This window comes from Anaerosporomusa subterranea, assembly GCF_001611555.1.
Lineage (GTDB): Bacteria > Bacillota > Negativicutes > Sporomusales > Acetonemataceae > Anaerosporomusa > Anaerosporomusa subterranea.
In genome coordinates, this window is the sequence record NZ_LSGP01000020.1 from 308,592 (window position 1) to 327,284 (window position 18,693).

Consider the following 18,693-nt stretch of genomic DNA (forward strand, 5'->3'; position numbering starts at 1 on the left):
CAAGTGTATTTTTTTACTAATTCGATTTCTATAGTAGATTTCCTGTCAAGATTAACAATTTCTTGAAAACGCTAGACATGAAGTTGCGAAAAAAGCACTGGAGCCGTATTGCTCCAGTGCAGCATTGTTAACGAACAAGTATAATTATAATCCCAGTTTGTGGCGCTAGTGCTGTTAGTGTCACTCATGTTAACCGTATCCCGGTCTTCCCCTGTAGTGGTATCTTTATTTTTCCCCAAACGCTTTCAGTGTAACGCCCTCTTGGTCTAACATTACCCGGATCCCCTTAATCATCTCGACAGCGCCTGGTGTGTCGCCGTGAACGCAGATGGTGTCAGCCTTAAGGGCGATTTCTGTGCCGTCAATCGCGCGCACCTTGCCGGTTTTTACCAAACCTAGCACCCGCTCAGCTACTTCTTTTACATCATGGATGACGGCGCCGGGCTGTGAACGCGGCACGAGTGTACCTTCCTTGGTATACGCCCGGTCGGCAAAGGCTTCTTCCACATAGTTAACGCCGACATTTTGCGCAGCTTTCACCATCGGTGAGGCGCAGGAGCAAACCATATACAGATTCGGATCAACGCTCTTGATCGCTTCGGCGATCACAGTCCCAACAGCGATGTCTTTTTCGGCCATATTATACATAGCGCCATGCACCTTAACATGCTGTAGCTTCAGGCCTTGCGACTGACAGACGCCAGCTAAAGCGCCAATTTGATAAACCACATCGGCGAAGATTTCTTCTTTTGAAGCGGCCATAACCCGTCTGCCAAAACCGACTAAATCAGGAAAAGCAGGATGGGCGCCAATGGCTAAATTATATTTCTTGGCTAACTTGATAGTATTGATCATATTTAGCGGATCTGAGGCGTGAAAGCCGCAAGCAACATTAATTGATGTTACATGAGGCATGGCTGCTTCATCATAGCCAAGAGTGTATACGCCAAAGCTTTCTCCCATATCGCAATTCAGATCGATACGCATGAACTATTCCTCCTCACACCATTTCTTCAATTTCTACCTGGTAGGTTACACCATTAACAGCTATCTGCAAAACGCGTTTAGCGCTTGCTGGCGGGGGAACGGCTTTTTCCTTAAACGATTCTACGATCTGTAGATAGGTTTGCCTTTCCTCGCGCAACGCTTCAACCGCAGCCGCTTCCTCGATCTGCTCGAAACGCACCACATCACCAGGTTTTGCCTGAGCCAGTTTTTTTAGATCAGGACCAATGACTGTGCCGATTTTGGCGTAGCCGCCGGTTGTCTGTCGGTCAGCCATCATGATGATCGGCATGCCGTGAGCCGGGATCTGGATAGCCCCTAAGCAAAGCGCATCTGAAATGATGTCCGCCTTACCGACATGACTGATTTTTGCTCCTTCTAGCCGATAGCCCATTCGGTCGGCTTCGTCGGTGACTGTATATTGGTTCTGAAAAAACGTCGCTATTGCTTCTGCTGTAAACATATTGTCTTGTGGCCCTAGCAATACGCGCAAGGAAATGCTCTGGCTGTATTGGGGGATGTACACTAAATCGAGTGTTCGGGGCCTGGCTTCGCTTTCCGCATCTTCACCAACAGCTAAAATATCTCCCTGTATGAGCGCTCTTCCTTGCAAACCACCGACTTTCGCTCGCGTATAGGTCGAGCGGCTGCCCAAAACACTGGGCACCTCAATACCGCCGCGCACAGCCATATAGGTCCTGCATCCGGCTTGGGCATAATCGAATTTGAGCTCACTGCCTTTAGTGACTAGGAATGAAGACCAATTTTTAACACTAACACCATCAAGCTTTGCCTGCATGTCTGCGCCGCAGATGGCGATAAGCTGATCTTTGTCAAATTTGAAGGCTGCGCCTAATAGGGTCATTTCGATGACAGCGGCGCTGGGTTTGTTGCCAACCAAGAGATTTGCGGCCCGGTAGGCGTAACGGTCCATCGCGCCTGCGACCGGCATGCCGTATGCCTGATAACCCCAGCGTCCTTCATCTTGGATTGTCGTGAAAAAACCTGGACTGATGGCAGTAAACATTGGCTTTATTCCCCCCTCGAGAGAGTAGTGAATTCAGGAGTGTAAGCGCCTGCTTCTACCTCCCTGCGAATGGTGAAAAATTCGTCTAATGCGACACTCTTGAACTGTAAAAAGTCGCCGGCGGCAAAAGCAAACGGATTGGGGCTATTCGTATCAAACCCATTAATTGGTGTACGGCCAATTAATTGCCAGCCGCCAGGGCTTTCAATCGGATAGAAGCCGGTTTGACTACCGGCAATTCCCACTGAACCGGCAGGTATCTTCACGCGTGGCTTCTCCAGGCGGGGTGTGGCGATTTTATCAGACATTCCCCCCAAGTAAGGGAAGCCTGGGGTGAAACCCAGCATGTAGACTTGGTACGGGGTTGATGTGTGGATGCGGATGACCTCATCAGTGGAAAGGCCATTATGCTGAGCAACAAATTCTAAGTCAGGACCAAACTCGCCGCCGTAGCATACCGGAATATGGACGATACGGGCAGCTTCTGGTTCTGCTTGCGATGCTTCTGGAGTATCCTGGGCGTCTAGTAACGACTTAATCCGCTTGGTTAATGCTAAACGACTGACTTGCAACGGATCGAAGTAAACCAGTAGAGACCGGTAGGTTGGAATCACTTCCAGGATACTTGGCAGAGCTTGCGATGAGAGCGCCCGCGCCAAATTGTGAACCTGTCGGTTGATTTTGGCATTAATTTCATTGCCAAATTCGACGACTAAGCCTTGATCTCCCGCCTGTAAAAATCGAATCTCGCTCATTCTTTTTCCCTTCCTAAGGGAACGTTTTGCCACAGAGTACGCAGAGGATTCGTAGAGGACACAGAGGGTTTGCGATGTATTTCTCTTCAATTGGTTGCCCTCTGCGTACTCTGCGGTTAACGTTACCCAGTTCTCGTTTCTTCCGCAAGATCTGTCCCAAGGATGCTTTCTCTTATTTCCAGAGCGCCGCCATGCCTGACAGTGAAGTAATACCTGCGTAGGCGGTAATCAGTACTGCGAGAATGCCGAACACAAACAGCCAGGTCGGGTGCTCGTATTGGTCGCCAATGATTTTCTTATTGCGGCAAGCAAATAGCATAGTTCCGAGGGTAACCGGCAGAATTAAACCATTCAAGGATCCAGCAAGGATGAGTACTTTTATTGGTCTGCCGATGGTGACAAATACTAATGTAGAGATGATGATGAACAGCATGATGGTATAGGAGTTATATTTATCAATTGTTTTCGAGAAAGAGCGTAGGAAGGAGACGCTAGTATAGGCGGCGCCGACTACTGATGTGATCGCGGCAGCCCATAGTACCAGTCCGAAGAACATATAGCCCATTTGTCCGGCAGCGATTTGGAAAACTGATGCCGGAGGATTGGCAGGATTCAGTTTGCCGCCTACAGAAACTACGCCAAGTACGGCCAAAAACAGAACCACTCGCATAATGCCTGTGACTATTATTCCGGTAATCGCGCTTTTGTTCACTTGCTGGAGATTTTCGTAGCCAACAATACCGGCGTCAAGCAGCCGATGGCCGCCAGCAAATGTGATATAGCCGCCGACTGTACCGCCGACGAGGGTGATCATTGGTAGCATCAAAACACCATAGTTATCGGGAAAAATAGAACTTACAACTGCTTGACCGACTGGTGGATTAGAAACAAACATAACATAGGCGGTGAGGATAATCATCAAACCGCCGAGGACCTTTGCCACCGTATCCATAGCAGCGCCAGCTTCTTTCGAAGCAAAAATGCCGATGGCGATAACACACGACAGAATGGCGCCAGTTTGCTCTGACATGCCAAACAAAACGTTGAAGCCCATGCCGCAGCCAGCAATGTTGCCAATATTGAACGCCAGTCCGCCAAGAACGATTAAGAATGCTACAAAATGTCCTAGACCTGGTAGTACCGTATTCGCGACATCCTGGCCACGCATGCGGCTCATAGTGATAACGCGCCAGACGTTCATTTGCGCACCAATATCAATGATGATTGATGCAAGAATGGCGAATGCAAAGTTTGCCATAAATTTTTCAGTGAAAACGGTTGTCTGGGTTAAAAAACCGGGGCCAATTGCTGAGGTTGCCATGATGAACGCCGCGCCTAGGAGTACCGACCAGTTGGTTTTTCCCTGTGTTGGTTTCGTAATTACCGGACCTGCCATAGTTAATCCCTCCGTTTTACTTATAGATTAGTTTCATAAGTGTCCAAAGAGAGAAGCGAGGTTTCATTTTAACGCAGAGGTCACAGAGGGTTCGTCGAGCACACAGAGGGAACGGAGCTATGTTTTATCATAAACGTAGCCTGTGCGAGTACCCTCTGCGTAATCTGCGTACTCTGCGGTTAACGTACCCCGTAATTTCCTCAGCGGTTTTCCTCAAAGCGCTGCCAATTCCTCGTCCCGGATATCGCAGATGAACATGTGTCCAGGTGCATGGGTAATCATTAGCTCTGGCTTCACTGTCATTGCGACAGCCTGCGGTGTTACGCCGCAAGCCCAAAACACTGGCGTTTCGCCGGGATTGATTAAGACCGGGTCGCCAAAATCAGGCTTCGTGATATCCTTAATGCCAATCGCTGCCGGATCGCCAATATGGATTGGCGCGCCATGCACGGCGGGAAAGCGTGAAGTAATCTGAACAGCCCGGACTACTTGGTTCGCGGGCATTGGCCGCATGCTGACAACCGTCTTACCATGGAATGCGCCTGCAGGCACACATTCAATGTTAGTGATATACATGGGTACATTACAGTTTTGTTCAATGTGCCGTATTGGCAGACCTGCGCTGAGCAGAGCGGTTTCAAAGGTAAAGCTGCAGCCGAGGAGAAAAGCGACAAGATCATCGCGCCAGTATGAGGCAATATCGGTCACTTCATCTGCTAAGGCTCCATTCTTGTAAACACGATACTTGGGAATGTCAAACCGAAGATCAGCGCCGGGAGCTACTAACTTGGGCTCAGCTGAGCCGACGTCAGTCACGTCAAGAATTGGGCAAGGCTTTGGATTCCGTTGCGCAAACAGCAAGAAATCATAAGCAAGCTCTTTAGGCACTATTGCCAAATTCCCCTGGACATAACCTTTCGCCATACCGGCGGTCGGGCGAACCAATTCGCCCTTGCGGATCATCGCGCGAATTTCCCGCGGCTCGAGTGTGGCTAATTGTTTCACACGCATTCCCACCTTATTTTTATTATTTGGTGCTGTTGATGATCTTCTGGTGCATATGCCCTGTATACATAAAAAGCTTTTACCAGAAGACAAAGCCAAAGCATGGTTTACAAAAAAACCTCTGCGGCTTGGTTGATGAGCCTATCATAGCACCTTAGGCGCCTATTCGTATATTTGAATTATTCAATAGGCAGGTTCAATTTTGTTGAAGGCGGCTGAGAGAGCAGAAAAATGACGAAAAAAAGAAAAACCTCGTACTCAGACCGTTCAGAAATACCCAGATGCTAGGAAGGCCCGCCAGCCCAGTAGCGACGCGTACTATAGGGTACGCTAGCAATGGGTTGGCGGGCCTAACAACGCAGATGGGTGTTTATCAACGGTCTGCGTATTGCTGATGCAAGACGATTCTCTCTATTGAAGATGAATCTCGGGAATATACGTTCCGGCCTCAACCTCGCGGCGGATGGCAAAGAATTCGTCTACCGATACAGATGTGAACCGCAAGTAATCACCAGCTGCGAAAGCAAACGGATTAGAAGCTTCAGGGTTGAATGCTTTCAGTGGCGTACGGCCAATGATCCGCCATTCACCGGCGCTCTCGACCGTGTAGAAGCCAGTCTGCCTGGCAGCGATTCCAACCGACCCTTCCTGAATTCTTGCTCGCGTCTTCCCTAAACGCGGCACGACCAACTCTTCAGGTAATCCGCCTAAGTAAGGAAAGGCAGGTATAAAGCCTAACATATAGATTAAATAGGACTTGGATGTATGAATAGTGATGACTTCTTGTATCGACAGACCGGTGCGGCGAACGACGAAATCCATATCTGGGCCAAAAACGCCGCCATAGCAAACCGGTACAGAGATAACTTTACGGGGATTTTGCTCACTACTCTTGCTGACGATTTGATCTAGAAAACAATAGATCGTCTTAGTTAGATCAGAACGGGTGATTAACACCGGGTCAAAATAGACCATAACTGAGCGATAGGTAGGCACAACCTCGGTTATGCCAGGTATTTGTTGATCAGTGAGAAGTCTTGCCAGTTGCTGCACTAACATATTTACGTCTTCTGATATGACATTGCCAAAGTCGGCAACTAGGCCTTGCTCGCCAGCGACAAGCATGTTTACGTTTGGGATAGCGCGTTGTTCCATATGTTTGCAGCAACTCCTTTCACTATGATACACTTATAGAGGCTGTTACAAAACGCCCATCTGCGACGCGCATGGATGCGCTAGTGTCGAACGCGCCAAGGATGGCATAGCGTTCGACCGTTGCACCCGCAAGGGGTATGCCGCCAACTCTACTGCGCTAAAGCGCCAAGAGTTGCGCAATCGCTCCTGTGGTTATTTGCTTGCGTACCCCGTGTACGCGGTGACGCTAACTAACCAGTTGGCAACAATTGCTGTTACATCGCATAGGTAACAACGTGGCATAATCCTCGTCGCGCCTAGTGATGCTACTAAACTTATGTACGACAGTGATGTTTGTAGTCGCATATGCAACAACATCTGGACATTTTCTAACAGCCTCCCAAATTTTATGCTTGCGTGTTTTTGAAAAGCTCTTATGGACTAGTGTAACGCAATTTAATTAGCTTGACTATGGGAAATTACTGAGGACGGTGACTGTATGGAAATTCGGCAGCTAAAAACCTTCATTAATATTGTTAAGCTGGGAAACTTCTCACAAGCTGCTCAATTTTTAGGTTATACGCAATCCACAGTCACAACACATATTCAACTCCTGGAAAAAGAATTAAATACCCTGCTGTTTGAGCGTTTTGGTCAGCAGATCACCTTGACTGAAGATGGTCAACGGCTGTATGACTACGCCGAACGAATTGTCAAGCTGGAAGAGGATGCGAAGAATGTATTAAATCGCTCCAGCATCCCCCGCGGTCCGCTGATCATTGGCATGCCGGAATCATTGTGTGTTTATCGAATGCCAGCCTTATTAAAGGAATACACTTCGCTATATCCTGATGTCGAGCTGAATTTGAAGTTTGGGACTGCTAGCGATTTTCGGGCCTTGCTACGAAAGAATGTTATGGATATCGCCATTTTACTAGAACAGTCAGTATCTGATTCTGAGCTTGACAGTACTTTTTTGTGGCCTGAGCCAATCGTTCTGATCGCTTCACCAGAGCATGCGCTCGCTAAGTCTGATTCGGTAGAACCAATGGATTTAAGCAATCAAATTTTTGTCTTAAGTGAAGCCAGCAGTAACTATCGGCTTGCATTCGAGAAAATATTAGAAAAAGCTAACGTTCGCGCCAAAACAATTCTCGAAGTGGGGCAAATTCAAGCAATTAAGCAATTGGTGCTGCAAAATCTAGGCCTATCTGTGTTGCCGCTGGTGGCGGTGCATAAAGAACTTGTTACCGGTGAACTGGTGGCTTTGCCCTGGCGAGGACCTGAAATGCAAATTAACGCGTATCTGGTGAAGCACAAGGGGAAATGGGTGAATTATCCGATGCGGGCGTTTATTAAATTGGTTGGGGAAAGATTGATTCGGTAAGTACACGCGAACTGTGAGGAAAGGAGTTCACTATGAACATCGTCATTCTGGCAACCGGAGGAACCATCGCCGGGGTATCCGGCTCAGCGGTTGATACTACAAGTTATCAATCCGGCATTGTGCCGATTGATCAGATGCTGCAGGGAGTGGGACCGTTAGAAGGCATTGCGGCGATAACCAGCGAACAGATTGCGCAAGTCGACAGTTCGGATATGAACCATGACCTCTGGTTGTTACTGGCTAGGAAAGTAAATGGTTTGCTGCGTCAGGCCGATGTTGATGGAGTTGTTATCACTCATGGTACAGACACGCTGGAGGAAACAGCATATTTCTTAAATCTGGTTGTGAAAAGCGAAAAGCCGGTCGTACTAGTGGGTGCAATGCGCCCAGCTACCGCGCTCAGCTCTGATGGGCCCTTGAATCTGTATAATGCAGTTGTGCTCGCAGCCAGTCCTGAAGCCCGAGGTAAAGGTGTGCTGGTAGCGCTTAACAACGCGATCAATTCCAGCCGTGATGTGACCAAGACAAATACTGTGCTTCAGGATACCTTTAAGGCGCCGGAGCTTGGCTATCTCGGTTACCTAATTGATAATCAGCCCAGCTTCTACCGTGCGCCCACCCGCAGGCACACTGCTGCGTCTGGTTTCGACGTGGCAGATGTCGGCGAATTTCCCCAAGTGGATATTCTCTATGGTCATGTCGATGATAACGGCAATCTGGCGAGAGCGGCAGTGCGGGACGGTGCCAAGGGCTTGGTGTACGCAGGCGTCGGCAATGGCAATATGTCGGAGAAAATGGAAAAGGTATTGCAGGAGCTGCAAACCCAGGGGGTCGTCATCGTTCGCAGCACTCGCGTCAGCAACGGTATTGTTACTCGCAACGGGGCGATAAATGATGATGCCAACCGCTTCGTGGCGGCGGATACCCTGAGTCCGCAAAAGGCGAGGATACTTTTGATGCTGGCGCTGCTCGAAACATGTGATCCATTAAAGATACAAAAGATGTTTTGGGAATATTAACTGTGACTGGTACGAAGTGATGGCTGATGAACAGTCTGAATCCATGACAAAATGCTCGATCAAGCTACATCGTTCCGTGATATGATGCGAGGATTTGCTTTGCTCAAAATTAGAACATAGAATGACGGAAGTTAGAAAAAATCCCGCCGCCTGTGAAGGCGGACGGGATTTTCTACAATACACTGAGAGTATAGTTGAAACACGCTGCCGGGTAATTAAGCAATTTCACCATGCTGTTCTGTTCCACGAAGTTTAATCATCTGGTTTTTCTCATCAACCATTACGACTCGCGGTTGATAGATGAGAGCTTCCTCCTGTGTCATCATGGCATAGGTGATGATAATGACTGTATCCCCTGGCTGGACTAAACGGGCAGCCGCACCATTTAAACATATTACACCAGAGTCGGCTTCGCCTGCAATCACATAGGTCTCTAGGCGGTTCCCGTTGTTGTTGTCTACCACTTGCACTTTTTCACCTGGTAAGATGTCGGCAGCCTTAAGCAGAGTTTCATCAATCGTGATGCTGCCCATGTAGTGCAAGTTTGCTTCGGTAACAGTTGCCCGGTGGATCTTTGACTTAAATACTGTTAAGAACATTCGGCACCTCCAGAAGGGTATTGTCGATGAGACGGGTTTTCCCGATTCGGACGGCAATCGCTAACAGACTGATTGTCTCCAGACGCTCACGCCGTTTCAGATCATCCGGATGTACAAGTTCCACATAGTCGATAACAGCCAGCGGCTCCTGCCGGATAAACGCGGCCACTGTAGCTTCAAGCATAGCCGTGTCGCGCTCGCCAGTCTCAACCATGCGCCGGGCTTCAGCCAGACTACGGGACAGAACTAGTGCCGCTTGACGTTCTGCAGCTGACAGGTAGGCGTTGCGGGAACTCATCGCTAGTCCGTCGCTTTCCCGCACGATTGGCAGCACGCGAAGCTGTATATCAAAACAAAGGTCTTGTGTCATTCGTTTGAGAACCTGCACCTGTTGAGCATCCTTTTGGCCGAAATAGGCTCTGTCAGGTTGAATAATATTGAACAGACGGCTGACCACCGTCGTAACGCCGCGAAAGTGTCCTGGCCGCGTCCGCCCGCACAAGCTTTCTGTCAAAGAACCGACAACCTCCACCCAAGTCGCGTTGCCTGGTTTATACATCTCCTCAACTGAGGGGTGAAACACTGCGGTTACTCCCGCCTGGGCGGCAAGACGCGCATCTGCCTCGAGATTACGGGGATAAGCGGCTAAATCTTCTTGCGGACCAAATTGCGTAGGATTGACAAAAATGCTGGCTACTACAATATCATTTTCTGCCGCGGCTGTCCGCATTAAAGAAAGATGCCCTTCGTGCAAGGCCCCCATCGTGGGAACCAGCCCGATACTTTGCCCCTGGCAGCGCGCCTCGCGTAAGAAGCCGCGAAGTTCGGCGATTGTCTCAAAAATTTGCATGAATAACCCACTCCTCTATATAAGATAATGCCAAAAAGCGAGGCTGCGTTTTACCGCAGAGTACACAGAGTTCGCAGAGTGGACATAGAGGGTTACGGTATGAGTAAGTTAAAATAGCGTATTATCCTTTAATCTGTTAACGTACCCTCAACGGAGCCTCTGCGTACTCTGCGTACTCTGCTTACTCTGCGGTTAACGTGCTTCATCCTCCCGTAAGATTGATCTTGGTCTTTGTTAGCCTTAGTAGAGTTTCTCCAGTACCTCATCCGCCAGGGCAAAGCTATGCTCCGGACCGGGGAATTGGCGGGTCTTGACTTCGTCAATATATTCGCGCACAGCGGCGCTGACCTCTGTATGCAGTGTGCGGTAGGCTTTGACAAACTTGGGTTTGAAGCCAGGCAGCAGACCAAGTACGTCGTGGATCACCAGCACCTGGCCATCGCATCCGTTGCCCGCGCCAATGCCAATGGTCGGAATTGCAAGTGTTTGACTAACTTTTGTGGCCAGCGGCGCAGGCACGCATTCTAGAACCACCGCGAAGGCGCCTGCTTCTTCCAGGGATCGGGCATCGTCCATCAGGCGCTGCGCGGCAGCAACATCTTTACCTTGCACCTTGAAGCCGCCTAACTGGTGAACCGATTGGGGAGTAAGTCCAAGGTGGCCTACCACCGGAATGCCTGCTGCTGTCATCGCTTTTACCGCAGGCGCAACTTCTTTGCCGCCTTCCAGCTTGACAGCCTGAGCGCCAGTTTCTTTTAGAAACCGACCAGCGTTGCGAAGTGCTTCTTCGATTGATACCTGGTAGCTCATAAACGGCATATCGGCAACCACTAGAGAGTGGCTGGCGCCGCGACAAACGGCTCGGGTATGATGGAGCATATCTTCCATCGTGACAGGTAAAGTTGAATCATAACCCAGCATGGTGTTGCCTAATGAGTCACCGACTAATAACATATCCACACCAGCCTCATCCAGCAACCGCGCAAATGCGGCGTCATAGGCTGTCAGCATCGTAATAACCTCACCCTTGGCCTTTTTCTCCCGAATAGCAGCAGTGTTGATCCGTTTGTTTGACATAACAGTAGCCTCCCTGTTAAATATTTCAAAGTTCAAGAGCAAGGCTGCGTTTTACCGCAGAGTACGCAGAGTATGCAGAGTATGCAAAGGGTTCACAGAGGATTCGTTGTCTTGATTATAATTATACCGCAACCCTCTGTGTACTCTGTGGTTAACGTCCCCGTTTCCCTAAGACCGCCTCAGTGGTTTTTCTTATCCGCACTCAACAAGCTGGCAATGGCTTCCCGTTCAGCCACTGGAATACGGTCGCCGGATAACTTTAAGGCCTCCTGGCCTAGAATCTGATAGACATTCAAAAAGTCTTGCGGCAAGGCCTTGAGATGTTGCCCCACAGTGGACGCATCACCGCGTATGATTGGACCGGTCAAAGCAGCAGATGTTCCCTGTTGGGCCACATTGCGAAGTGTGCCGGCAACGAGCGGAAGCAGGGCTTGCAGCGCCTCTTTGTCTTCGGTGGTCCAGCGGGCCAGCAGCTTTTCGGCGACATGCAGCAAAGCCACCAGATAATTAGAAGCGATACAAGCAGCAGCATGGTACAAGACTCGCTCTTCTGGCGGTACCCGCAACAGTTTACCGCCAAGATCAATCGCCAGACGGCTGGCGGCAGCAACCGCCTCCGGATCGCCATCGATCGCAAAGGCGCTGCCTGACAGGTTTCTTCGCGCTGTTTCAATATCGGCAAAGCTCTGCAGCGGATGCATGGAGCCAACCGAGGTCCCGAACTGACGCGCCGCCGCCAGCGCTTCGCCCGCCAAAACGCCGCTAGTGTGCAGTAAGACTTGCCCAGACCGCAGTCGCTTGCCGGCAATGAGTTCTTCCAGCACCACAGGCAAGATCCGGTCAGATACGGTGATGAGTATAATGTCACCCTGAGCAGCAGCTTCCACGTTGTCGAAGTAAGCAGGAATACTAGTTGCCTCTGAAAATGCCACAGCTGTTTCTCTATGGCCGGCGGTTATAGCTGTCAATGGATAGCCATAGTCTCTGGCAAGACAAGCTAGCGCGGAGCCTAATCGCCCTACCCCCAGAATTACGATAGCTGGCTTTTGCACTGTACAACCTCCTTTAAAACGAAAACGCCTTTCTGGCCGAAGCCGAAAGGCGTTGAAAACAAGACAAAGCAGAGCTATCCGCATTATCGTACGTTTTCTGAACCCTTCCGTCTCGGTCTAGTTAAGATCCAAGCGGTCGATTCAAATGACAATTCAGTTTTGCGATCAAGCTATAAGACGAAAGACCGTGCAGCTCCATAGGATGCCGCCATATCTTTGCCCGATGACCAAGCCGTTCTAAGGATCCCATCTTCTACTAAGTGGGATTGAAGAACGGCTAAGTCCCTGGATAAGTGCGACTAGGACTCAGATGATGTAAAAGCTCCATCTGAGTCAAGTCTTCTTTATTCTGGATTGATAATAGCACAGACTTAGATGGCTTGCAAGCGCAACAATTTTCGACAAAATAATGTAAATATTTCAATTTATAAAGGAATACGAAAGAAATGATAGTATTATTATAATAATCCATTTAGGGCTACACTGTCAGGGGTTTCATGGCGGGAGGGAAGGTATGAGCGGGCAGGACAAGAATCAGACTGAAGCGACGAACTATATCGATAGTGTTTTTTATAAAAGCATACTAGAGCAAGCGCGGGATATGATTTTTATTGTTGCTACAAACGGCAGAATTATCGAGGCAAATCATGCAGCCGTAAACGCCTACGGCTATTCACTTGACGAGCTTCGACAGATGTGTGTCCACGAATTGCGGTCTCCTGAAATGAGGGGCGCTATTGACTCTCAATTATTAAGAGCCCAACAAGACGGGATTTTGTTTCGCGCAGTTTATTTACGCAAAAATGGTGAGCGATTTCCGGCGGAAGTGAGCTCCCGGCGAGTACAGCTTTTAACAGGCGACGCGGTTGTTAGCATCGTTCGCGATATCACAGAAACTGTTGCAGCCGAAGCAGCTCTTAAAAAAAGTGAGGCTGAATTATGGCTTCGCAATAAAGAAATGGCGGCGACTTACGAGGATCTTATGGTAGCTCACGAAGAGCTTACCGCTACTTACGAAGAGCTTACCGCCTCTGAGGAAGAGCTAAGACAGCAATTTGACGAGCTGCTAAGTAGAGACGCAGAGATCCGTAGACAAAATGGCATATTGACATCACTTCATGATACAGCGATCGGTCTTATGCATCGACTTGACCCGGAGGAGCTGTTGCAGCAGATAGTCACCGGTGCGGCCGGGCTCGTCGGTACGCCCCATGGGTTTATTTATCGTTTAGACAAGCATAAGGGCGTTTTTTACCGGAGTCATGGGGTGGGACTCTATGAAACTGATATTGGGCGCGAAATACCGGTCACCGAAGGTATCGTCGGTACTGTCTATCAGACAGGTGAGCCGGTAGTGGTAAACGAATATCCGGTTTGGCGAAACCGTTATCAGTCCTCAGCCCAGTTTGGAGAATTGAACTCAGTACTACAGATACCGCTGAAGTCTAACGGGCAGGTTGTTGGCACAATCGGCCTGGCATATTGTGAAAAGAAGAAAGTTTTCGGTGCAGACGAAATCGAGATTTTGAGTCAATTTGCCGAACTGGCCTCAATTGCCTTAGACAACGCCCTTTTGAACGCTTCACTGGAGGAAGAGCTGCGGGAACGCAAGGTTCGAGAACAAGCAATTTGGCGATTGGCCTACTATGACTCCTTAACCGGTCTGCCTAACCGGACCTACTTTCAGGAACGCTTGTCCGCAGAATTGGACAAAGCGCGCCGGGGTGAGGCAACCGGTGCTATCTTGCATATTGACCTAGATGACTTGAAATTGATTAATGACACGTTGGGGCATGCCTGTGGCGACGAAATTATCGCGAAGGCAGGCGAATATATTGTGGCCGGGGCCGGAGAAAACGCGTTAGTGGCTAGAGTTGCCGGCGATGAATTTACGATTCTCATACTTGGCGAAAGTGACCGTGGAAAGGTTGCCCATATCGCCGATAGCTTGATCAAGCAACTTTGCCGGGAATATGAAATTAGCGAATCTAAAGTTCATATGTCAGGCAGTATGGGTATCGCCTTTTATCCAGAGGATGGAGATACAGCGGCAGATGTCTTAACAAAGGCAGATTTAGCTCTTTACGAAGCGAAGCGAAGCGGTAAAAACGCCTGGCGATTCTGTGAAGCAAAATCGCAACTCATTGCTTATGAAAACATGCTACTAAGACGTGACCTGCGTGAAGCGGTCGAGCGTGGCGAGTTAGCTTTGCACTACCAGCCGCTTGTGGATGCCCAATGCGGCTGTGTAGTCAGCTTTGAGGCGCTTCTGCGCTGGACAAGTTCAACGTATGGAGTGGTGCCGCCAAGTCGCTTTATCCCATTGGCGGAAGAGAGTGATATGATTCTGGGAATTGGCAAATGGGTGCTCGAGGAATCTTGCCGCTTTATTCACAAGCTTGCGGCAATGGGCAACGAAGATATTCACGTATCAGTCAACGTTTCGCCACGCCAGCTCGCGGCTGACGACTTTGTCGCCCTTGTCCGCGAAACAATCGACCGCGAGGGGATCAACCCTAAGCAACTGGAGATCGAAATTACCGAAAATGTTCTGATCACGTCGATGGAAGAGAGTACTCGTAGACTATCAGAACTGCGCGCCATTGGTGTGCGCCTTTCGCTTGACGATTTTGGCACTGGCTATAGTTCGCTGACCTATCTTAGAAGTCTGCCGGTGGGAACACTCAAACTCGACAAGTCGTTTATTGACCAGATCCTGTCTGATGTCAGACAATTACAATTCATTTCCTCGATCATCAATATGGCGCATGTATTGGGATTGGCTGTTGTTGCCGAAGGTGTAGAAACGGAAGAACAGTTAGAAAAGCTGGTGGAATGCCAGTGCGACTTCATACAAGGTTATGTGTTTAGCCGCCCGGTTACAGAGAAAGAAGCGCTGTTGTTTTTAGACTGGTGAGAATAGAATACGTTATTACCAAAACGTAAAAGCCTATTAAGCAGGCCGTTCAGAAAGGCCGAGATGCTAGGCAGCCCCGCCAGCCCAGCAGCGACGCATACTAAAGGGTACGCTAGCAAGGGGTTGGCGGGGCTAACAACGCAGATTGGCCTTTATCAACGGTCTGAGCTGGCCTATCCTAATAAGGGTAGGCCAGCTCTCTATGTAGGGGGAAAGATAAAACATGTCACTTATCTACTTGCAGTGCCTCACCCGGTTTAGCCGGAACCCATAGGCTTTTTTGATAACCGGCAAAGTCGGCTGGCGGCGTCCACGGTTGGCCGCAGTCATGCATGGTGACCAAATGGTTAATATGTGTCGCTTTGACTAGTTCTTTTATCCCGAGGTCGCGGTATTCTTCCAAGCGACTGTCTACCGGGAAGAAGGCTACATCAAACTTCTGGCCGTTTAAATATTGAAGTTCGCGGAAGAAGTCTGTTTTAGCTTGGGCAATATTCTCCGGTGTGTCTTCCTTCCAGTGCCACCAATTCAAATCGCCAGCATGGAAAATGCGCCAGCCATCGACTTCGACCAGAAAGGAACCGCCCTCATCAGTCGAACCGTAGGCGGTTATGTGCAAATCATCCAGGGTTATCGCCTCATAGGGAGCTAAATAGTGAACCTTAGCGTGATTCACCGTTGGCAGGCCACCCGCTGACCGGATATCGCTGTTTAGAATATAGGCGGCAGTTTGCTCTTTCCAGGCAGCAATGGCTGGATTAAAATGATCACCATGAGCATGGGATGCAAAGACATATAAAGGTTTGTCTGGGGTTAACGTAGCCGCCTGCGCCGGGTCGCGGTAGTAGTCAAAGACCAGTGTGTGCCGGGCGCTCTCCACGATAAAGCCGCTGTGATCTAAATATGTGATACGGATGGTATCATCCATGATAATCCTCCTTTTGTAGCCTGCTGGTTGTTAGCTTCTCGCCGTTTAGGGGAAATCCTGCTAGCCCTTCGTCAATCATCCTGTTTTAGACTAGGGTTATCCTTAACAACTATTTTTTTTGTTTTAGGAAGGAACCGGCAATCTAAAACCCGAATTGAACTGAATAACGTGAAAATTTAGAACTGTTTTGTTGCAGTTGATAAAAACATCCTGTCTCCCGATAGGTAAGCTGAACTATCTTTGCAGGCGGGATTCCAGCGCTAAGAGTCTTAGAATTATGCGAAGGGAGAAATACTATGGCATTAAAACTAGTAGCTATCGGAGTCAATGCTACTAACATTGAAGAAGTTAAAACCGTAGTTCTCGCGACAGTAGGAAATATGGCGGCCATTGAAACGGCAACACTGGAAACCTATAAGCAAAAAAGAGACGCTGACCTTTACATCTGTCTGGTTAACCGCCAGCAGGAAGTAGCTGGTGTCTTTGGTACCGACAAAGTTGTCGGACTAGAATTGCTTCCGCCGACCGAGTACTTTATCAAAATTAGTCAAATCCCCGCTGGCGAAACCGTGGTAGTGTTCAATAACAGCATGGCGGGTACGGTGGTGTTATTGAATTATTTAAAACAGTTTAATTTGAATCATGTCCACTACGAAGTGGTTCCCTATGACGAATGGAGCCAACAGCAGGTTGCAGATAAACTTGCCACTGCTAAATACATCACCGGCGGGGTTGCCTATGTCGGTGAGGGCAAAACCTTATATACCCGTTTTTCCGGCTGTCTGCCCAAGGATGCTGTTATTGTCGCCAGTCCGCCCCGCATCGCCGCTTCGGATTCGATTAGTCGCTTAGCCAGTGTGTATTCAACTCTGGTGCATAACAAATCGTTGGAACGACTAACCGGGATATCCGGCCATCTCAAGCGCAAGACTGCCGAAATAGCAGCCCTGGCCAATAGTGTCGCCGAGACAATGGCGGCGTCGATTACAGACACAACCATGATTGCTCAAGAGATCAACGCCCAATTGCAGCAGCAAGTAGCAGAAATCAAAGCAACAGCGGCAGATACGACAAGCCTAACCGGTGCAGTGGAGAGCATCGGCGGCGTCACCGAGACCATTCAAAGTATCGCCTCACAGACCAACCTGCTGGCGCTGAACGCCGCGATTGAAGCAGCGCGGGCCGGCGAGTCGGGCCGCGGCTTTGCAGTTGTCGCCCAGGAAGTGCGCAAACTTGCAGAGCAAAGCAATAACTCGATTAAGGACATCCGCAAATCAATCACCGGCGTTCAGGAAATCGCCAAAAAAGTCGCGCCCGCGATGGAGAGAATAGTCAATAGAATTACCGGCATTGAGGATAAGATGAGCAAGATATCGGTAGGCATAGCTAAGCAAGCGGCGCTAGTGGAAGATTTAGTGCGCGAACTGGATCAACTGAATGCAATGAGCGAGGAATTGTCGGCGGCGATTCGTCAGGAATAGTTATTAAAACTATCTATTTACTGAACAAAGCCTTGATGATCTCGCCAATTGCTTTTGAATACAGAGTAATCGTTTCCAGTCCATCCCGCAGGTCGTCGACAGTGCCAGCAACCTCTGTTTGCCATGAATCTAGGGTATTATTGGCCATGTCTGCACTTTGCTTTAGCGAAAGCGTCAATGCGTTAAGATTTGCCAGCAGACCTGGTAATTGGGCTAGAGATTGCTGGATCGCAGAATCTTGGGCGGAAAGGATACCCCGAATCCGGCAGAGGGTCTTGAACGCCTGGCTCAAAACCAGGATTAGATAGACGCCGACTGCTGCGGCTAACAGGAACAAGATGATCAGAGCAATATCAGACAGAGCAATGTACAATATAATCCCCTTCTTTCATAGATGATATGCATAAGCGGCCGGGCGGTTGCCCGGCCGCTTATGCATGCCTTGACTATTCTTTATCTGATACTTGGGTAGCAGCAGTCTCTAAATCCGCCGCTGTTATTTCTTTGCCTTCCTTTAGACATTTATTAACTTCTTCGAGTTTTGCTTTGCCTAGCTCAGCAATTTCTTTCGCTTTCTCGGGAAATTTCGCTGCCGCGTTGGCGATATCTTCGCGTATTTCCTTACCTGATTTGGGGGCGAGTAAGACTCCGGCGGCTGCTCCGACCACGGCGCCAACCGCTAGGCCTGCCAAAACCTTTTTGCGGGCCTTGTTTTCTCTCGCTTTTTTCGTTTTTTCAAGAATACCCATAATAGACATTGCGGCCACCTCCATTCATGATACTACTTCTTTCGACAAAAAATGTGAAAATCCTGGAAGATGTGAATGCTTTGGTCGAAAAAACGAAAAAATAGAGGAAAGATACTATTAAACTGCGTTATAGGACACAACAGACGTTAAACGCCTGCGCCAAGAGACGCTTTTTTCTTGTATTTAAATTTATTCCAGACCTTTAATTTTTAACTCATCGTTAATGCTAGGCAACTTTGAGTCAAGGCAGGAAAATTCGCTATTTAAGGGGAATATTGACAATATTGCTTCATTCAGCCCCAAACACAGCTA

General features: G+C 49.0%; 17 protein-coding genes. 4 read left to right on the forward strand and 13 right to left on the reverse strand.

The window, feature by feature from the left end; genetic code table 11:
• Positions 1 to 225: 225 nt before the first annotated feature.
• From AXX12_RS13810 to pxpB (AXX12_RS13835), 6 genes are all read right to left on the reverse strand, one after another.
• Positions 226 to 987 carry a LamB/YcsF family protein gene (locus AXX12_RS13810; protein ID WP_066243810.1) on the reverse strand — a complete coding sequence of 254 codons (762 nt, stop codon included), beginning with the start codon at positions 985 to 987 and terminating at the stop codon, positions 226 to 228.
• 13 nt (positions 988 to 1,000) lie between these two features.
• Complete coding sequence (locus AXX12_RS13815) at positions 1,001 to 2,032, reverse strand: 5-oxoprolinase subunit C family protein (RefSeq protein ID WP_066243813.1); 1,032 nt, start codon at positions 2,030 to 2,032, stop codon at positions 1,001 to 1,003.
• 5 nt (positions 2,033 to 2,037) lie between these two features.
• Positions 2,038 to 2,787 carry a 5-oxoprolinase subunit PxpB gene (pxpB, locus tag AXX12_RS13820; protein WP_066243816.1) on the reverse strand — a complete coding sequence of 250 codons (750 nt, stop codon included), beginning with the start codon at positions 2,785 to 2,787 and terminating at the stop codon, positions 2,038 to 2,040.
• A gap of 172 nt (positions 2,788 to 2,959) precedes the next feature.
• Positions 2,960 to 4,183, reverse strand: a complete 1,224-nt coding sequence (locus AXX12_RS13825) for an NRAMP family divalent metal transporter (RefSeq protein ID WP_066243820.1) — start codon at positions 4,181 to 4,183, stop codon at positions 2,960 to 2,962.
• 213 nt (positions 4,184 to 4,396) lie between these two features.
• Entirely contained in the window at positions 4,397 to 5,188 is a 792-nt protein-coding gene (locus tag AXX12_RS13830; protein ID WP_156478669.1) for a putative hydro-lyase, read from the reverse strand.
• A 411-nt stretch (positions 5,189 to 5,599) separates the two neighbouring features.
• Positions 5,600 to 6,343 carry a 5-oxoprolinase subunit PxpB gene (pxpB, locus tag AXX12_RS13835; RefSeq protein ID WP_066243827.1) on the reverse strand — a complete coding sequence of 248 codons (744 nt, stop codon included), beginning with the start codon at positions 6,341 to 6,343 and terminating at the stop codon, positions 5,600 to 5,602.
• Positions 6,344 to 6,821: 478 nt separating this feature from the next.
• Between pxpB (AXX12_RS13835) and AXX12_RS13840 the strand changes: the two genes are divergently transcribed.
• The gene (locus AXX12_RS13840) at positions 6,822 to 7,709 is read left to right on the forward strand and encodes a LysR family transcriptional regulator (RefSeq protein ID WP_066243830.1); all 888 of its coding nucleotides are present in this window, start codon (positions 6,822 to 6,824) and stop codon (positions 7,707 to 7,709) included.
• 32 nt (positions 7,710 to 7,741) lie between these two features.
• The gene (locus AXX12_RS13845) at positions 7,742 to 8,728 is read left to right on the forward strand and encodes an asparaginase (RefSeq protein WP_066243832.1); all 987 of its coding nucleotides are present in this window, start codon (positions 7,742 to 7,744) and stop codon (positions 8,726 to 8,728) included.
• A gap of 215 nt (positions 8,729 to 8,943) precedes the next feature.
• Here AXX12_RS13845 and panD read toward each other — a convergent pair whose 3' ends face one another.
• The 4 genes from panD to AXX12_RS13865 form a co-directional block, all read right to left on the reverse strand.
• Entirely contained in the window at positions 8,944 to 9,327 is a 384-nt protein-coding gene (gene panD / locus AXX12_RS13850; RefSeq protein WP_066243835.1) for an aspartate 1-decarboxylase, read from the reverse strand.
• Positions 9,308 to 10,177, reverse strand: coding sequence for a pantoate--beta-alanine ligase (gene panC, locus AXX12_RS13855; protein ID WP_066243837.1), 870 nt, complete (start codon positions 10,175 to 10,177; stop codon positions 9,308 to 9,310). The genes panD and panC overlap by 20 nt, the downstream gene beginning before the upstream one ends.
• 240 nt (positions 10,178 to 10,417) lie before the next feature.
• Positions 10,418 to 11,254, reverse strand: a complete 837-nt coding sequence (panB, locus tag AXX12_RS13860) for a 3-methyl-2-oxobutanoate hydroxymethyltransferase (protein ID WP_066243841.1) — start codon at positions 11,252 to 11,254, stop codon at positions 10,418 to 10,420.
• 179 nt (positions 11,255 to 11,433) lie between these two features.
• Positions 11,434 to 12,306, reverse strand: coding sequence for a Rossmann-like and DUF2520 domain-containing protein (locus tag AXX12_RS13865; RefSeq protein WP_066243845.1), 873 nt, complete (start codon positions 12,304 to 12,306; stop codon positions 11,434 to 11,436).
• A gap of 514 nt (positions 12,307 to 12,820) precedes the next feature.
• On the opposite strand from AXX12_RS13865, the gene AXX12_RS13870 reads away from it, so the two are divergent.
• Positions 12,821 to 15,223, forward strand: a complete 2,403-nt coding sequence (locus AXX12_RS13870) for a sensor domain-containing protein (protein WP_082816878.1) — start codon at positions 12,821 to 12,823, stop codon at positions 15,221 to 15,223.
• Between the two features lie 226 nt (positions 15,224 to 15,449).
• Here the strand turns inward: AXX12_RS13870 and AXX12_RS13875 are convergent, their stop codons facing one another.
• Positions 15,450 to 16,151, reverse strand: a complete 702-nt coding sequence (locus tag AXX12_RS13875; protein ID WP_066243849.1) for an MBL fold metallo-hydrolase — start codon at positions 16,149 to 16,151, stop codon at positions 15,450 to 15,452.
• A 296-nt stretch (positions 16,152 to 16,447) separates the two neighbouring features.
• On the opposite strand from AXX12_RS13875, the gene AXX12_RS20030 reads away from it, so the two are divergent.
• Positions 16,448 to 17,632, forward strand: a complete 1,185-nt coding sequence (locus tag AXX12_RS20030) for a methyl-accepting chemotaxis protein (protein WP_066243852.1) — start codon at positions 16,448 to 16,450, stop codon at positions 17,630 to 17,632.
• Positions 17,633 to 17,645: 13 nt separating this feature from the next.
• Here the strand turns inward: AXX12_RS20030 and AXX12_RS13885 are convergent, their stop codons facing one another.
• The gene (locus AXX12_RS13885; protein WP_066243854.1) at positions 17,646 to 18,005 is read right to left on the reverse strand and encodes a hypothetical protein; all 360 of its coding nucleotides are present in this window, start codon (positions 18,003 to 18,005) and stop codon (positions 17,646 to 17,648) included.
• A gap of 73 nt (positions 18,006 to 18,078) precedes the next feature.
• A complete protein-coding gene (locus AXX12_RS13890) occupies positions 18,079 to 18,390 on the reverse strand; it encodes a YtxH domain-containing protein (protein WP_066243855.1) in 312 nt (103 codons plus the stop codon).
• Between the last annotated feature and the right edge of the window lie 303 nt (positions 18,391 to 18,693).

Bases quoted from the DNA above. Each gene is read 5' to 3' on its own strand.
- AXX12_RS13810 (WP_066243810.1), bottom strand. From the start codon at position 987: ATGCGTATCGATCTGAATTGCGATATGGGAGAAAGCTTTGGCGTATAC.
- AXX12_RS13815 (WP_066243813.1), bottom strand. From the start codon at position 2,032: ATGTTTACTGCCATCAGTCCAGGTTTTTTCACGACAATCCAAGATGAA.
- pxpB (WP_066243816.1), bottom strand. From the start codon at position 2,787: ATGAGCGAGATTCGATTTTTACAGGCGGGAGATCAAGGCTTAGTCGTC.
- AXX12_RS13825 (WP_066243820.1), bottom strand. From the start codon at position 4,183: ATGGCAGGTCCGGTAATTACGAAACCAACACAGGGAAAAACCAACTGG.
- pxpB (WP_066243827.1), bottom strand. From the start codon at position 6,343: ATGGAACAACGCGCTATCCCAAACGTAAACATGCTTGTCGCTGGCGAG.
- AXX12_RS13840 (WP_066243830.1), top strand. From the start codon at position 6,822: ATGGAAATTCGGCAGCTAAAAACCTTCATTAATATTGTTAAGCTGGGA.
- AXX12_RS13845 (WP_066243832.1), top strand. From the start codon at position 7,742: ATGAACATCGTCATTCTGGCAACCGGAGGAACCATCGCCGGGGTATCC.
- panD (WP_066243835.1), bottom strand. From the start codon at position 9,327: ATGTTCTTAACAGTATTTAAGTCAAAGATCCACCGGGCAACTGTTACC.
- panC (WP_066243837.1), bottom strand. From the start codon at position 10,177: ATGCAAATTTTTGAGACAATCGCCGAACTTCGCGGCTTCTTACGCGAG.
- panB (WP_066243841.1), bottom strand. From the start codon at position 11,254: ATGTCAAACAAACGGATCAACACTGCTGCTATTCGGGAGAAAAAGGCC.
- AXX12_RS13870 (WP_082816878.1), top strand. From the start codon at position 12,821: ATGAGCGGGCAGGACAAGAATCAGACTGAAGCGACGAACTATATCGAT.
- AXX12_RS13875 (WP_066243849.1), bottom strand. From the start codon at position 16,151: ATGGATGATACCATCCGTATCACATATTTAGATCACAGCGGCTTTATC.
- AXX12_RS20030 (WP_066243852.1), top strand. From the start codon at position 16,448: ATGGCATTAAAACTAGTAGCTATCGGAGTCAATGCTACTAACATTGAA.
- AXX12_RS13890 (WP_066243855.1), bottom strand. From the start codon at position 18,390: ATGTCTATTATGGGTATTCTTGAAAAAACGAAAAAAGCGAGAGAAAAC.